14 protein-coding genes are annotated in these 15,580 nt (G+C 43.1%); all 14 read left to right on the forward strand.

What is annotated here, in order from left to right; all coding sequences use genetic code 11:
- Positions 1 to 4: 4 nt before the first annotated feature.
- The 14 genes from J2Z69_RS02930 (at position 5) to J2Z69_RS02995 (ending at position 15,566) form a co-directional block, all read left to right on the forward strand.
- On the forward strand, positions 5 to 1,354 hold the full coding sequence (locus J2Z69_RS02930; RefSeq protein WP_209858991.1) for a CCA tRNA nucleotidyltransferase: 1,350 nt from the start codon (positions 5 to 7) through the stop codon (positions 1,352 to 1,354).
- Positions 1,344 to 2,318 (forward strand): biotin--[acetyl-CoA-carboxylase] ligase, encoded by a 975-nt coding sequence (locus tag J2Z69_RS02935; RefSeq protein WP_209858993.1) that lies wholly within the window; start codon positions 1,344 to 1,346, stop codon positions 2,316 to 2,318. Before J2Z69_RS02930 ends, J2Z69_RS02935 begins: the two co-directional genes overlap by 11 nt.
- 278 nt (positions 2,319 to 2,596) lie before the next feature.
- Complete coding sequence (gene panB / locus J2Z69_RS02940) at positions 2,597 to 3,463, forward strand: 3-methyl-2-oxobutanoate hydroxymethyltransferase (protein ID WP_425354975.1); 867 nt, start codon at positions 2,597 to 2,599, stop codon at positions 3,461 to 3,463.
- Positions 3,460 to 4,365 (forward strand): pantoate--beta-alanine ligase, encoded by a 906-nt coding sequence (gene panC / locus J2Z69_RS02945; RefSeq protein WP_209858997.1) that lies wholly within the window; start codon positions 3,460 to 3,462, stop codon positions 4,363 to 4,365. The genes panB and panC overlap by 4 nt, the downstream gene beginning before the upstream one ends.
- Positions 4,358 to 4,741: an aspartate 1-decarboxylase gene (panD, locus tag J2Z69_RS02950; RefSeq protein WP_209858999.1), complete on the forward strand. Its 384-nt coding sequence runs from the start codon at positions 4,358 to 4,360 to the stop codon at positions 4,739 to 4,741. The genes panC and panD overlap by 8 nt, the downstream gene beginning before the upstream one ends.
- 144 nt (positions 4,742 to 4,885) lie before the next feature.
- Positions 4,886 to 5,518, forward strand: a complete 633-nt coding sequence (locus J2Z69_RS02955; protein WP_342591546.1) for a tetratricopeptide repeat protein — start codon at positions 4,886 to 4,888, stop codon at positions 5,516 to 5,518.
- Positions 5,519 to 5,685: 167 nt separating this feature from the next.
- Positions 5,686 to 8,544, forward strand: a complete 2,859-nt coding sequence (gene dinG / locus J2Z69_RS02960; protein ID WP_209859001.1) for an ATP-dependent DNA helicase DinG — start codon at positions 5,686 to 5,688, stop codon at positions 8,542 to 8,544.
- A 21-nt stretch (positions 8,545 to 8,565) separates the two neighbouring features.
- A complete protein-coding gene (locus tag J2Z69_RS02965; RefSeq protein WP_209859003.1) occupies positions 8,566 to 9,216 on the forward strand; it encodes a redox-sensing transcriptional repressor Rex in 651 nt (216 codons plus the stop codon).
- A complete protein-coding gene (locus tag J2Z69_RS02970; protein ID WP_209859005.1) occupies positions 9,206 to 10,504 on the forward strand; it encodes an amidohydrolase in 1,299 nt (432 codons plus the stop codon). Before J2Z69_RS02965 ends, J2Z69_RS02970 begins: the two co-directional genes overlap by 11 nt.
- Before the next feature lie 34 nt (positions 10,505 to 10,538).
- Positions 10,539 to 11,024, forward strand: a complete 486-nt coding sequence (locus tag J2Z69_RS02975) for a cell wall elongation regulator TseB-like domain-containing protein (protein ID WP_209859007.1) — start codon at positions 10,539 to 10,541, stop codon at positions 11,022 to 11,024.
- A gap of 285 nt (positions 11,025 to 11,309) precedes the next feature.
- Positions 11,310 to 11,843: a hypothetical protein gene (locus J2Z69_RS02980; RefSeq protein WP_209859009.1), complete on the forward strand. Its 534-nt coding sequence runs from the start codon at positions 11,310 to 11,312 to the stop codon at positions 11,841 to 11,843.
- Entirely contained in the window at positions 11,836 to 13,338 is a 1,503-nt protein-coding gene (locus J2Z69_RS02985) for an AAA family ATPase (protein ID WP_209859011.1), read from the forward strand. The genes J2Z69_RS02980 and J2Z69_RS02985 overlap by 8 nt, the downstream gene beginning before the upstream one ends.
- Before the next feature lie 138 nt (positions 13,339 to 13,476).
- Positions 13,477 to 14,349: a 3-hydroxyacyl-CoA dehydrogenase family protein gene (locus J2Z69_RS02990; protein WP_209859012.1), complete on the forward strand. Its 873-nt coding sequence runs from the start codon at positions 13,477 to 13,479 to the stop codon at positions 14,347 to 14,349.
- Positions 14,346 to 15,566, forward strand: coding sequence for an acetate/propionate family kinase (locus tag J2Z69_RS02995; protein ID WP_209859013.1), 1,221 nt, complete (start codon positions 14,346 to 14,348; stop codon positions 15,564 to 15,566). The genes J2Z69_RS02990 and J2Z69_RS02995 overlap by 4 nt, the downstream gene beginning before the upstream one ends.
- The last annotated feature ends 14 nt before the right edge of the window (positions 15,567 to 15,580 follow it).

Genomic DNA, 15,580 nt, shown 5'->3' on the forward strand with positions numbered 1-15,580 from the left:
TCGGTTGAAACAATGGAAGCAAGTCGAAAGAGCTATGGCGGAAGCCGCGGACAAAGTGCTTGAAAAGCTGGTGCATGAGGGCTACGAAGCATATTATGTCGGTGGAAGTGTCCGGGATGAGTGGATGGGTAGACCCGTGAATGATCTGGACATAACCACATCGGCAAGACCGGAACAGGTCTTAAATATGTTTGAACGTACTGTTCCGACAGGTATGCAGCACGGTACAGTTACCGTAATTATGGATCAGATCCCTTTTGAAGTGACAACTTTTCGTAAAGAAACAGGGTATGAAGATCATCGACGTCCAAGTGAAGTGGAATTTGTTCAGGACGTGGAGCAAGACCTAAAACGTCGAGATTTTACAATGAATGCGATGGCTATGGATCGTGCAGGTAGATTGATTGATCCTTTTGGTGGTCGTAAAGATATAAAAGAAGGACTAGTTCGCTGTGTTGGAAAGGCAGATGAGCGATTTGAAGAGGATGCGCTTCGTATGCTAAGAGCCATTCGCTTTGCCTCTATTTTTAATTTTGTTCCGTCTGTCCGAACGTGGCAAGGGCTCATCCATAATCGAGCATCGATTCAATATATAGCTGTAGAACGGATTCGAGCAGAACTAGAAAAGATAATTGCAGGACCACACCCGCTGCGAGGACTAGAATTGTTAGAGCGAAGTGGTCTGATGAAATATACTAAAATTGCTATGAAGAGTTCAGCCATATCTAAATCTGAAGCGGAGCTTTTAGAAAAATTGCCCTCCTCACCTGCAGCATTGCGTTGGTCTTACATTGTTCAGTGGTTTCAATCTGAAGTTAAGGATTTAGAGCTTTGGCTGAAGTCTTGGACATTCCCGTCCAAAATGATTGAAGCTATAACAAAAATTATATATTTTGATCTAGAGATCAGGGATTGCCACAGAAAGCTCGAACAGGATAGACTCCATACGCGCCAATCTGATTATGAAGGATTACGTAGAGCTTGGATTACTTTACAGCTTAAATATGGACAAGTAACAGCTAGTCACTGGCTTGTAAGAGAGCGTTTACTCTCTACAGAGAAGCTTACCGGCAATTCAGAAGATCAGATATCAACTCCAGTTGAGACATCCCAGAACTTGACGTTCTATTTGCCGATCATGCAACAGTGGTGTACTGAAGTTCCCCTCCATTCGGCAAAGGAACTAAACATAAGTGGATCAGATGTAATTGTCCAAGTAGGTAGGCCGGCAGGACCTTGGGTAAGTGAAACGATGCAACGATTAGTTGGACTTGTAGCCGCAGGTGATCTCAAGAATGAACGTGCAGCACTACTTGAAGAATTGACAAAGGTGGAGAATGGATATGGAAAATAACTCTTTACTGAATATGTTGTTGCTTCATCCGGGAGAATATATGTCAGGTGAAGAAATTAGCCGTAGACTTTCCATCAGTCGTACTGCGGTGTGGAAGCAAATTAACAAATTAAGAGAGGCGGGGTACGAATTTGAGGCTGTATCGCGAAAAGGGTACCGATTACTGCATCGCCCAGCCCGTCTTGATACAGTATCTATTATGTTAGGCATGCAGACAAAGCGATTCGGCCGCAATCTCAAGTTGCTGGAGACGACGACATCCACGCAAGAAGAAGTAAGGCGCAATGCTGAAATAGGAGCGGCTGAGGGAATGCTAGTTATTGCGGAAGAGCAGACACTTGGAAGAGGAAGACAAGGTCGGAGCTGGTTTTCTCCTCCCGGTAAAGGCGTGTGGATGAGTCTTTTGCTAAGGCCAGACCAATCTTTGGCTTGTGCCCCTCAGCTTACGCTCCTTACAGCTGTAGCAGTATGCCGAGCTATACGTACACTAACCCAGATTGATGCGGGCATTAAGTGGCCGAACGATCTTCTTGTGAATGGGCGGAAAATTAGTGGCATATTATTAGAATCAGTAGCCGAGGATGAGCGAATTCGATATTGTATTGCGGGTATCGGGATCGATGTAAATATGGATCTTGAAGATTATCCCGAAGAATTAAGAACGAAAGTCACATCGCTTAAGCTTGAGCAAGGTGCAGAAGTAGACAGAGCCGCACTTATAAGTGCAATACTACAGGAATTAGAAACCTTATATGATTTATATCAAGAGGAAGGATTCTCGCCTATTGCGCATTTGTGGGAAGCGCTATCTGTGACATTGAATCGTGAGGTAACACTCCATTCAGGCAGTCAAATTGTACAAGGCTACGCCGTAGGTCTAGATTCATCAGGTGGACTTATTGTACAGAACGAAGAAGGTAAGAAGGTAACTGTATTTTCTGGAGAAGTTCAGTTGAATACGTGAAATAATTGACGTCCCATGGTATACTGAGCACATGAGGCGGTATCGGCTTGACCGAACTGCACTTGTACCTGCTTTGGATGCGCAATGGACCTAACTGAATGATTCGTCGACTTTTGACGTTGGATTCTGCTCTGAGCCGAAAGGACCGAGACAGAAGGGACGAACGTTGTAACTCTTCTAATGGACTTTCGGACTTTTTAGTATTCGTACTGAATTTTAGTGCTGCTAAAAGGTTCTTTTTGTTGTGTAAGCGGGAAACCCAAAAGGAGATGTTAACCTTGGCTAAACAAGCACTGAACATTGTGAAAATGAAAAAAATGAAACAAGATGGCGAGAAGCTAACCATGGTCACTGCCTATGATTACCCATCTGCAAGTTTGGCGGAAGCTGCTTCCGTAGATATGATTTTAGTCGGAGATTCATTAGGAAATGTAGTACAAGGTCAAGAAACCACGATACCAGTTACCATAGATGATATGGTCTACCATACACTTTCTGTGCGTAGAGGTGCCACACATACCTTTGTTGTTGCAGATCTGCCTTTCATGACTTACCACGGAAGTATTGATGAGACTATGAGGAATGTAAGACGCCTGATGCAAGAAGGCCTAGCACATGCCATTAAAATGGAAGGCGGTATGGAAATCTGCTTGGCTGTAGAAAGTATTGTCAAAGCTGGAGTTCCTGTCATCGGCCATATTGGGCTTACACCTCAATCCTTGAATCAAATTGGCGGATACCGTATTCAAGGGAAAACAGCAGAAGATGCACGCAGACTATTGGAGGATGCCAAAGCACTGGAGCGGGCTGGAGCTTTCGCTATTGTGCTTGAGCTAGTAACCGAAGAGGTGGCGGCAGAAATCAGCAAACAACTGACCATTCCAACGATTGGCATTGGAGCAGGCAGATTCTGTGACGGTCAAGTTCTGGTATATCATGATATTCTGAAATATGACCCTAACTATAGAGATAAGAAGTTTGTAAAAACTTTTGCAGATATTGGAGCGCAAATTCGTCAAGGACTTGAAGAGTACGTGAGTGAAGTGAAATCAGGCCAATTTCCAGCACAGCAACATGTATTCACTGCGGATGAAAATGTAATTCCTGAGCTTTATGGACGCAGAAAGGCGGAATCACGGGCATGAAGGTAATTGGTGAAGTCCAAGTACTTCGGGAGAGCGTGAGACAAGAACGTAACGCAGCAATGCGCCAAGGGCGGGAGATATCCGTAGGTCTGGTTCCTACAATGGGCTTTTTACACGAAGGGCATGCCAGTCTGCTTCGAGAAGCACGTGCAAAAAATGATCTAGTCGTACTAAGCATTTTTGTAAATCCAATTCAATTCGGACCTAACGAAGATTTTGAGCGATATCCCCGAAATGAACAAAGTGATTTGGCACTAGCAGAACGTGAAGGTGTAGATATTGTATTTATTCCTAGTGTAGTCGAGATGTATCCCAAACCTGCGAAGACTCGAATTGTAGTCTCAGAGTTAACTTCAAGCTTGTGCGGTGCATCAAGACCGGGACATTTTGATGGAGTAACCACTGTCGTCTCCAAGTTGTTCCACTTAGTTGCGCCAGATTATGCATACTTCGGTATGAAAGATGCGCAGCAAATTGCGGTCATTCAGCAAATGGTTGAGGATCTAAATTTTGATGTAACCATTGAAGCCTGTCCTATTGTAAGAGAAGAAGACGGACTTGCGTTGAGTTCCAGAAACGTGTATCTTAGCTCTGAAGATCGGAAACAGGCTTTAATTTTGTCCGATTCTTTACAACAAGTTCAACATGATCTTCAAGGAGATCAGAAGGTGACAGCGACAGAACTTGTGGAACGGGTAACAGGGTTGATTAGATCCAAACCCTTAGCCAATATTGATTATGTTCAAGTACTCGAGTTCCCTACTCTAAATGAAATAGGCCGTGATGTGGATTTGAGACATGTTGAGCATGATGTAATTGTGGCTGTTGCAGTTAAATTTGGAACGACGCGCCTTATTGATAATGTTGTTATATCTTCCAAAGGAGTGCCTGTCCATGTATAGAACAATGATGAAATCCAAGATACACCGGGCTACGGTAACCGAAGCCAATTTGAATTACGTAGGAAGTATTACCATTGATGAACAGTTGATGGAACAAGCGGACTTATTGGAGAACGAGAAGGTTCAAATTGTTAATAATAATAACGGGGCGCGTTTGGAAACCTATGTAATCACAGGACCTAGAGGTAGTGGTGTTATCTGCCTTAATGGGGCTGCCGCACGATTGGTTCAGCCGGGGGATAATGTGATTATCATCTCATATGCTCAAGTCTCGAAGGAAGAATTGAATGGATTCAAGCCAACGGTTGTATTCGTGGATGAATGCAATCATGCAGTGGAGACGGTTCAGCAAGAACTCCATGCTACAATCCGTTAAAGTAGAAAACTTTTGACAAGTCATACATCTAGGCGTCTGCTATGTAATTAATCCCTTGAGGAATGAAAAAGCCTCTTTGAACAAAAAATGAATATAAGGGTCGCTACACTTCTCGATTTCATTTTCGTTTAGGGTGGGATGCAGATGATGTTTCAACACGTATTTGCGGAAATGAATGAAATGCTGGATGACATTGCTCGAAGATATCCGATAGCTGAGGGAGTTGACAAACAGGAACTCAGCCAGAAATGGCAGACGCTAAAGACGATGAGTGATGGAATTATTGAGGAATGGCTATCATTTGAAGAGAAAATGAGCGAGATTCGAAAGGGGTGGGGTCTTCCGGAGTCAGGAGCCCCTGCTGAACTTCCAGAGATGAGCTCACCTGACTTTATTAAAGGTCAAGGGTACTACAAATTGAATATGTATCCGCAGGCAGCAAGACATTTTAAACTGTCGACGGAGCAGTTCAAGGACAGTCTTCTTGCCCATATTTATTTGGCTATGTGTCATTTGAATACAGAAGATTTTCCTGAAGCTGGGAGACACTTCCAATGGGTTCTTCCCCTTACCAGTAATAAAAGGCTTCGCTCCATCATCTACAATGCATTGGGATGTGTAGAAGCTAAGATGAGTCAAATGGACAGAGCTCAGGAATACTTCACTCTTGCTCATCATATGGATCCTTCTTTTCCTGAACCTTTGGCTAATCTTAATGTGTGTCTTCAGAAAAGAGGCTGTCTCCAATATGGAAGTCAGCTGGCATCACTCATGTGACCCGAATACCTAATAAAGCGGTGCGCTAACCTCATGGGATTATGCGCATCGTTTTTTTATTTTATCATTTATGAATGCGAATATCTGTTTGTACTTGATTAATTTCCAAACGGATGAATCTCTGGTATGCTGGTATAGAGACTGGAACGAAAGGGATTTGACTAAACATGAAATATGCCGTTCTCGATTTTGAAACAACGGGTAACCAGTCCTCTGATGAGATTATTCAAGTGGGACTTGCTATTATAGATCATGATCTAACTATTAATAAAGTGTATTCTTCCTACGTCAAACCGGGATTATCCATTCCTCCATTTATCACACAACTTACAGGAATTACAGAAGAAGATGTGGCATCGGCTCCTGTACTTGACGAAATGATGGTTGAGTTGGTGCCTTTATTAGATGATGTAGTGTTGGTCGGTCATAATGTAGCTTTTGATTTTAACTTTTTGCAATCTGCATTGGATCGTTCAGGTTATTTACCTTTTACAGGTCGTATTTTGGACACAATGGATTTTCTCAAAATTATGTTTCCTTCCTTGCCTTCATATCAACTTAGTTTGGTATCTGGTGAGTTTGGATTGCAGCATGATCGTCCACACCAAGCAGATAGCGATGCGCTTGCAACAGCGTTAATATTTTTGAAATGTCTGGAAGAAATTGATGCGTTACCTTTACTGGGCCTTCAACGATTATCAGATCTGTTCGCAGGCGAGGATAGCGATTTGGGCTGGTTTTTTGATGCGGCTCTAGAAGAAGCAGAGAAGAAGGCGGATCAGTCCATTGAGGGGTTCACTTATTATCGTCAATTTGCTCTGAAGACGGAAGACTGGATGGACATTATGCCAGCCCGTAGCATTGAAGATGAGAATCCGCTTAAGGATCTGAATTTTGAACAATTCATGGATCAAGTCCGTTTGAATTTGAGTGCAAAACTTTCACATTATGAAGAACGTGAAGCTCAAAATATGATGCAAACCGAAGTGATGAAGGCATTTGATGAAGATAAACATCTGTTGATCGAAGCAGGTACAGGTACAGGGAAATCTCTAGGGTATTTGCTGCCATCCATTTATCATTCCGTGAAGTCAGAGGAAAAAGTGATGATCAGCACGCACACGATTAACCTACAGGAACAACTTAGAGAGCGCGATATACCTTTGCTAACTGAGGTCGTGCCTTTTCCTTTTCGCGCGGCGATATTCAAAGGTAGACAGCATTATTTGTGTCTTCGCAAATTTGAACATAAAATTAACAAACGTGATTTCAGCTCTCCTAGAGAAGATGTGTTAACTGCTGCGCAAATGATCGTATGGTTAACGCAGACGGAGACGGGCGATGACGAAGAACTGAATCAAGGTAATAAGGGGTTAGAGTTCTGGGAGACAGTGGCTAGTGAATCCGATTCTTGTCTAGGACGGTCTTGCCCTTGGTTCCGCAAATGCTACTACCACAAAGCTAAGCACGAAGCGGGCATAGCGGATGTCGTAATTACCAATCACTCCAAACTGTTCACTGATGTCAAAGCGGGTCATCAATTACTGCCATCTTACGAAAGACTTGTGATCGATGAAGCTCATCATCTTGAAGAAGTGGCGGGCAAACATTTAGGTATGAATATGAAATATTTTACTGTTGTTCATACCCTGACACGTCTATACAAAGATAGCCGGACAGGACAGCTCTCTAACTTGAGAATGCAGCTGCAGAGTAGTCCATCTGAGAAGGCACAGGAGTGGGTAAGTGTAATAGATAGCATCATTCCTGATCTCATTGAGGTGAAAGAGCATTGGGATCGCCTAAGTGATCTCCTCTTTGCCTTGATGCCAGAACGCAGTGATGCTGCGCCAGGAGATCCGGGTCAGTTCGTCCTCAGACTCCACCCCACGAAGAAGCCAAAGAATTGGGAAGATCTCACGGATCAGGAGAACGTAATATTCATGACTTTGGGCACCATCATTCGTAAGGGTGAGCGTATGCTGAATGAACTTAAGGATGATGACGGCGGCTTTGGTTCGGAGAGTTTGATGACGGATTTAAGTGGTCTGTTCAAGGATTTAGCCTCAGAGCGAGATCACATTCGGATGTTCATGAAGCTTGAGAATGAAGACACGGTCTATTGGATCGAGGGGAACGGACATTATCGCAGTCGTTCTTTGCAAATTTTCGCTGTTCCTGTTGAGGTAAGTGAACAACTCAAAGCGTATTTTTTTGATAAGAAAAAAAGTGTAGTCATGACCTCGGCCACACTCGCCGTAGACAAATCTTTTCAATATATGATTGAACAGTTAGGGCTTAAAGAAGCTTTTGAACAAGACCGCGTCTTGACTTCGTTACTTCCCTCTCCTTTTAATTATAGAGAACAGGCCTTGTTAGTTATTCCTAGAGACTTTCCTAGTGTTAAGGGCAGCGTGGGTGACGATCATTTCGTAAATACGCTAGTCCAATCTTTAGGTAATGCAGCGATTGCCACACACGGTAGAATGCTTGTCTTGTTCACATCGTATCGTATGCTCAAACAAGTGTATGAACCACTCAAAGATATGTTATCTGCAAATGGGATTACGGTCATTGGTCAAGGGGTGGACAGCGGGAATCGCACCAAGCTAACGCGTCGTTTCCAAAGTCAGCAAGCTTCGGTACTCCTTGGAACGAACAGTTTTTGGGAAGGGGTCGACATCCCCGGCGATGCACTCACGAGCCTAGCTATTGTTCGCTTACCTTTCCAGCCACCGAATCACCCACTCATCGAAGCGAAAAGCGAAAAGCTTCAGCAGCAGAAAAAAAATCCGTTCATGAAGCTTAGTGTGCCTCAAGCGGTTATCCGATTCAAACAAGGATTTGGACGCCTCGTTCGATCCTCTCAAGACCGTGGTATTGTCATTGTCTATGACACCAGAATACTAGATTCATATTACGGAAAGTACTTTTTATATTCATTGCCCGGACCTAAAATGGAGCATATGCCGACCGAACAAATGGTACCTCGGATCTCCGAGTGGCTGAGCGCAAGTCAGGTTTAACAACGCATAGGGGGAAAATAAATGAAATCAGAGAAAATTTCAGATGCTGTTGTGCGTAGATTACCTGTATATCTGCGCTTTCTCAGTGAGCTGAGCATGAGGGAGGTGGCTACGGTCTCCTCTCAAGAATTAGGTCAGAAGCTGGATCTTAATCCAGCTCAAATTCGCAAAGATTTGGCCTATTTTGGTGACTTTGGCCGTAAAGGGATTGGATATGATGTCTCTTATCTCATTGAGAAAATTCGTCAAATTTTAAATTTGGATCAACAGATTAATGTAGCTTTAGTGGGGGCAGGTAATCTAGGTCAAGCTTTGTCGAACTACAATACTTACCTCAAAGACAATATGAAAATTGTGGCTGTGTTCGACGCCTCACCCTCTAAAGTGGGTCAGAAGATTAACTCCCTAACGATTCAGCCTATTGAAGATATGGTGGAGACGGTGCAGCGGCTAAAAGTACGGATTGGAATTATTACGGTTCCGGATGTGGAAGCGCAAAGAGTGGCGGATCAACTTACGAGTGCTGGCATCGAAGCCATCTTAAATTTTGCTCCCACCATTCTTAAAGTGCCTTCTGAAGTGCGACTGCACGCTGCGGATTTCACAACGGATCTCCTTAGTCTTGCTTATTATCTTGATAACGAAAAGGAGAACGACAAACATGACGCATAGATGGTTAATTGAAAACGGTACATTTGTTGTACTTGAGGAAGGACGCTCCGTTATTCAGGGGTACATGCTTATAGAAGATGATACTATTTTATATATAGGGGAGACTCGCCCTGAAGGTGAAGAAGAGACCTTTACTTATGATGGCAAAGGTCAACTATTTGCTCCCGGACTCGTGAATACTCACGGACATGCAGCCATGTCGTTACTTCGTGGTTATGGTGATGATCTCAGTCTTCAGGTCTGGTTGCAAGAGAAAATGTGGCCGATGGAAGCCAAGTTTACCTCTCGTGATGTCTATTGGGGCACAGCACTCTCCGTAGTCGAAATGCTTAAAGGCGGTACCACTACGTTTTTAGATATGTATGATCATATGGATCAAGTAGCGAAGGTAGTCGATGAATCTGGAATACGTGGTGTGTTGATGCGCGGTGCCATTGGGTTATGCCCTGAGGATGTGCAGCAGCAAAAATTGGATGAAGCAATACGTTTTGCTAAGGACTGGAATGGAAAAGCAAATGGCCGTATTACGACGATGATGTCACCCCATGCCCCTTATACATGCCCCCCAGCATTTATTGAAAAATTTGTACAAGCTGCGCATGACTTAGATCTTCCTCTACATACGCATATGTCCGAAACGGCTTCCGAGGTTGCACAAAATGTTGAGGAGTACGGACTACGTCCTGTAGCGCACCTGGAGAAGTTAGGTTTTTTTACACGTCCCTCCATCGTGGCCCATGCTGTCCATCTCAATGATGAAGAAATTGAACGGCTTGCGGCTAACAAGGTAGCCGTATCTCACAATCCTGGGAGCAATTTGAAGCTTGCTAGTGGCATTGCTAGAGTAACTGACTTACTGAAGTCCGGTGTGAAGGTATCTTTAGGGACAGATGGTGCGGCAAGCAACAACAATTTGGACATGTTCGAAGAGATTCGTCTAGCTGCCCTCATTCACAAAGGATTTTCGGGAGATCCGACTGCCATTCCGGCTGAAGTGGCACTGAAAATGGGTACCATCTATGGAGCTGAATCAATCTATCTAGAGCGTGTAGGTCGCTTAAGTGCGGGAATGAAGGCCGACTTTATAGCAATAGATACGGAACAAGCTCACTTCTTACCCCGTACTGACTATGTTTCTCACATGGTGTATTCTGCGGGCCCCAAAGATGTCCTTCATGTCTGGGTGAATGGAGAGCAAGTTGTAAAACAAGGCAACTGTCTAACGATTGATGAAGAACGTGTTCGCCATGAGGCACAGGCTTGTTTTGAAGGACTGCTTGCTCGTTAAATTTATGTATTCTAAGTGAAAGGAAGTTGAAGGCTTGAAGACTAGAACCAAGTGGATTCTGTTATCACTCATTGTGCTAAGTCTCATATTAATCGGTATAAGCCGTTATTATATCTATGTCATGAAGGATCGCAATGCAGAGGAACAGGTCGCTTCAGCTGCCGCTGCTAAGGCTGTGGGACTTACGGAGATTACGAAGACAGTCAAGTCTGTATGGGATGAAGTCATTTATGTAGTCATTGGAAAAGATGCTTCACAAAAAGAAATGTTCGTGTGGGTCAAAGATGGAAAGGTTCTATATCATGCGCCTTCTTCGGCAGGAACGAGTGAAGCGAAGATAAGAGCTATAATACAGCAACAAATGCCCAATATAACATTAGAACGCGTCATTCCAGGAATATATAACAATCAATATGTATGGCAAGTGTTCTATAAAGATGGGGATCATTATATGTATCGATTCTATAATTTTGCTGATGGGAAAGCGCTTGAAGATGTATTCACTCTACCGAATAGTTAGAATAGATATAGTCTATAGGATAGTACAAAAAAACCTTCCGGATTTCCGGAAGGTTTTTTGTATGGGCGAAATACGTCTAATTTCTGAACAATCCAGGAAATTGCTTAATTTTTCATATCTATGCATTCATAAATTTCGAAATCATATATATTCTGTGATATACTTTTTGGTATACAAAAGTAAACACAAATAAGCGGATTCACCGCTATCTTTTTTGAATCAACGATCTACTCGTATGTATTCCTTGCGCTATTCATTAACTTAATTTATAGGAGGATGTCTACTTTGAAACTACGCATCGTTCCCTTGGTTACTGCTGTAGCAGTATCCAGTGTATTGCTATTCGGAGGTTGGTTCACATACAAACAGTTTGCGGTGCAACAACCGCTTGAACATCTCGTTACCAAATATGAGGGCGTCAAAAACGTCCAATTTGATATTAACCAAAAAGAACTAGATATGAAACTTGATCTTGCCCCAAAAACAGATATTCGTGGTTTGGCCAAATATGTGACAATGGACGGTAAAGACTTAATAGGTAATCGGAAGCTCAAAATGACGGTAGAAGATCATTCCAATAAAGCGCTAGATTTATGGTGGTCCAAGGCCCTATTCTCTGTGGCTGAAGCCATGGACGGCAAGAAGTACACAGAGATTCCAGATATGCTGAATCAACTAGTTAAAGGTCAAAGCAATATGTCTGCCGATGCAACGATGGATGACAAGAATATTTACATCTCACTGACGGATGGCAAAGCAAGCAAGTTCATTATTTTACCTCGCGTGCCGGGTGAACTGGGGGTATGGAACAATGTCTAAATGGGTGAAAGAGGCCGTATTAGGTTTCATTATCGTATTGTTGGTATTCATGGCATTTATCGGAATGAATGTTCTTCCGCTCGTTATAGGATTAACTATGGTAGGATCGCTTTATTTGGTCATGAACATGCGCGGAGGCATTGCGGTGACCGCATCTCAGGAGAAGAAACGTAAGAAAGAGGGCCCTTCGAAATTAACATTTGAACAAATCGGTGGACAAGATAGCGCAAAGCAGGAACTTCGAGAAGCGCTAGATTTTATGGTCCGTCATGAAGAAATTCAAAAGTTTGGTATACGTCCGCTTAAAGGGATTCTGCTCACAGGCCCTCCAGGAACAGGGAAGACACTTATGGCTAAGGCAGCCGCACATTATACTAAATCTGTGTTCATTGCAGCGTCCGGTTCAGAATTTGTGGAAATGTATGTAGGTGTGGGTGCTGGCCGAATTCGTGACCTTTTCAAGGATGCAAGAACGAGAGCTATAAAAGAAAAGAAAGAAAATGCGATCATTTTTATCGATGAAATTGATGTAATCGGTGGCAAACGTGAAGGAGGTCAGCAACGCGAGTACGACCAGACTCTGAATCAACTGTTGACCGAAATGGATGGAATCTATTCTTCGGATGCTCCGCGTATTTTAGTCATTGCTGCTACCAACCGTAAAGAAATGCTGGATAGTGCGCTGCTTAGACCCGGCCGTTTTGACCGTCATATTGAAGTAGATCTTCCTGATAAAAAAGGGCGCAAACATATTCTTGAACTCCATGCGAAGAACAAGCCTCTACATGCGGAAGTTGTACTCGATAAAATTGCTGATGAATCTTATGGATTCTCAGGTGCTCAGCTGGAGAGTGTCATGAATGAAGGGGCTATCTATGCGATGAGAGAGAACATGAATCTCATAGAGCAACGCCATTTGTCTATGGCTATCGATAAAGTGATGCTTGGAGAGAAGACGGACCGCGAATCGAATGATGAAGAGAAACGGAGAGTAGCCGTGCATGAGTTAGGCCATGCCGTGCTTGCTGAAATTGTATCCCCAGGAAGTGTGAACCAAGTAGCACTTAGTCCTCGTGGACAGGCACTAGGGTATGTAAGACACAATCCTCAGCAAGAGCAATATTTGTACACGAAGGGTTACTTAGAAGGACAAATCATGGTAGCTCTTGCTGGTGCCGCAGCGGAAGAAATCTATTATGGAGGACGTAGTACAGGTTCTCGAAACGATTTTGACCAAGCTTTGAAGTTAGTGCACACGATGATGACCTCAGGTTTAACTCGTCTCGGCATTGTGAATATGGATATGGTTACAACCGAAGTGCTGATGCAAGAGAATACTTATATTCTAGATGATCTTGCTGCAAGAACGAAAGCTGCGCTTGTTCAAAATTCAGCAATATTCGACAATTCTCTCGATATCCTACTCCGAGAAGAACGGCTTAGCGGAGAGCAATTCCGTCATCAGTTTATGGAAAGTGCACAATTACCCGCCTAGTTCTCTAGGTTGGTAATTTTTTTTTACTTTTTGTTCGTGCTAGGATATTATTATAAGTCGGGTACACAAAGATGTATTATTCGACATCGAGGGTATAATACACACTATAGAGATCATACACAAAGGATGGAGAAAACCATGTATTTCAAAAAAATAGGGGTAGTTGGCGGCGGCACCATGGGCCAAGGGATCTGTGAAATGTTAGCAGCTAAAGGCTTGGATGTTCTTCTTTTGGAAGAAACACCTGAAAAATTAGAGCAGGCTTATGGCTTAATTGAGTCAAGCTTAGATAAGCAATTAGAAAAATGGGCCATTACCAAAGCTGAGAAAAAACTGATTTTATCTAAAATTCAAAAAGTTACTCACTTTGCAGAGTTAAGTACTTGCGATATGGTAATCGAGACAATTTCAGAAGATGTACAGGCTAAAAAAGAAATTTTTGCTCAGTTGGATCAAGTGTGTCCAAGTCACATTATTTTAGCTAGCAACACTTCCACACTAAGCTTGACGGAAATCGCTGGATTGACTAAATATCCTGAACGTGTCATTGGCATGCACTTTATATACCCAGTGTCTAGAATCGATCTGGTTGAAATCATTCGTGGACTTAAAACATCTGATGATACCTTTACAGAGACCAAACGTTTCGTTGAAGAAGTCGTGGAGAAACGCGGGATTATGGTATATGAATCTCCTGGATTTGTAACATCCCGGATTATTTGTATTTTAATTAATGAAGCTCTTCATGTATTAGGAGAAGGTGTAGCTTCCGCTGAAGATATCGATGACGCTATGCGTGTAGGATATCAATTCCAGTATGGACCTCTTGAAATGGCTGACCGATTTGGACTGGATTCCGTACTTGCTGCCCTGGAGCGCATGTTCCGCGAATTTGGAGAATTGAAATATCGTCCTTCCATCGTACTGAAGAAAATGGTTCGTGCAGGTAATCTCGGTGTGAAATCAGGCGAAGGATTCTTCAAATACGATAAGGATGGTGACCGGATATGAAAGTACTCGTAATTAACGCAGGGAGTTCTTCTTTAAAGTATCAATTGTATAACATGTTAGATGAGTCTGTACTCGCAAAAGGTCTAGTAGAACGGATCGGCATGGATTCCTCCATTCTTACGCATAAGCCTACCGGCAAAGAAGAAATTACGGAAGTGAGTGAAATTCTGGAGCATACGACAGCTATCCGTAAGGTGCTTGAGAAGCTCACAGACAAAGAACATGGTGTGCTTGATTCCGTTAGCGAAATTCAAGCTGTAGGTCACCGTGTAGTTCATGGTGGGGAGACTTTCAAGGGATCAGCGCTTGTTACAAGCGAAGTGAAAAGTGAAATTCGCCGCCTATTCGACTTAGCCCCTCTACATAATCCTCCAGCCATTATGGGGATTAACGCAGCAGAAAAGAACATGCCAGGTGTTCCGCAGGTAGTTACATTTGACACAGCATTTCATCAGACGATGGAAGAGAAAGTGTACTTGTATCCAATTCCTCGAGTACTCTACAAAAAACATCATGTTCGCCGTTATGGGGCTCATGGTACATCGCATCAATATGTTAGCAAAGCGGCTGCCGCTTTCTTAGACCGTCCAATTGAAGATTTGAAAATTATTACGTGTCACATCGGGAACGGCGCTAGCTTGACCGCCATTAAAGGTGGCGTATCTGTAGATACCTCCATGGGCTTAACCCCTCTAGAAGGTCTAATGATGGGTACGCGTAGTGGTGATTTGGATCCTACTGTGGTGACGTTTGTAATGAACAAAGAAGATTTATCTATTAGTGAAGTCAACTCGATGCTTAACAAGCACAGTGGACTGCTCGCCATCTCTGGAATCAGCAGTGATATGCGTGATATTACAGATGGACTGGAGGCAGGAGACCCGAACTCAACATTAGCCTTCGAGATGTACGAATATCGTCTTCGTAAATATATTGGTTCATATGCCGCAGCGATGAATGGGGTAGACGTGATTGTATTTACCGCAGGCGTAGGGGAAAATTCTGCTATCGTTCGTCAACGTGTATGTGATAATCTATCTTATCTAGGGGTTCAAATTGATCCTGAACTGAATAAGATTCGCTCGGGGGATGCACGCCGTATTTCTTCGCCGAATTCAAAGGTAGAGGTTCTCATTATTCCTACCAATGAAGAACTCGTAATTGCAAGAGATACGAACCGAATTGTATTAGAAGCCGAGCAAGCGAACAACAAATAATTACATCTATTAGA

Origin of the sequence: Paenibacillus shirakamiensis, assembly GCF_017874255.1 — a bacterium.
GTDB lineage: Bacteria > Bacillota > Bacilli > Paenibacillales > Paenibacillaceae > Fontibacillus > Fontibacillus shirakamiensis.

What these genes read in the sequence shown, in the direction of transcription:
- J2Z69_RS02995 (WP_209859013.1), top strand. Translation starts at nt 14,346, where the DNA reads ATGAAAGTACTCGTAATTAACGCAGGGAGTTCTTCTTTAAAGTATCAA.
- J2Z69_RS02970 (WP_209859005.1), top strand. Translation starts at nt 9,206, where the DNA reads ATGACGCATAGATGGTTAATTGAAAACGGTACATTTGTTGTACTTGAG.
- panC (WP_209858997.1), top strand. Translation starts at nt 3,460, where the DNA reads ATGAAGGTAATTGGTGAAGTCCAAGTACTTCGGGAGAGCGTGAGACAA.
- J2Z69_RS02985 (WP_209859011.1), top strand. Translation starts at nt 11,836, where the DNA reads ATGTCTAAATGGGTGAAAGAGGCCGTATTAGGTTTCATTATCGTATTG.
- J2Z69_RS02955 (WP_342591546.1), top strand. Translation starts at nt 4,886, where the DNA reads ATGATGTTTCAACACGTATTTGCGGAAATGAATGAAATGCTGGATGAC.
- J2Z69_RS02965 (WP_209859003.1), top strand. Translation starts at nt 8,566, where the DNA reads ATGAAATCAGAGAAAATTTCAGATGCTGTTGTGCGTAGATTACCTGTA.
- panD (WP_209858999.1), top strand. Translation starts at nt 4,358, where the DNA reads ATGTATAGAACAATGATGAAATCCAAGATACACCGGGCTACGGTAACC.
- J2Z69_RS02990 (WP_209859012.1), top strand. Translation starts at nt 13,477, where the DNA reads ATGTATTTCAAAAAAATAGGGGTAGTTGGCGGCGGCACCATGGGCCAA.
- J2Z69_RS02935 (WP_209858993.1), top strand. Translation starts at nt 1,344, where the DNA reads ATGGAAAATAACTCTTTACTGAATATGTTGTTGCTTCATCCGGGAGAA.
- dinG (WP_209859001.1), top strand. Translation starts at nt 5,686, where the DNA reads ATGAAATATGCCGTTCTCGATTTTGAAACAACGGGTAACCAGTCCTCT.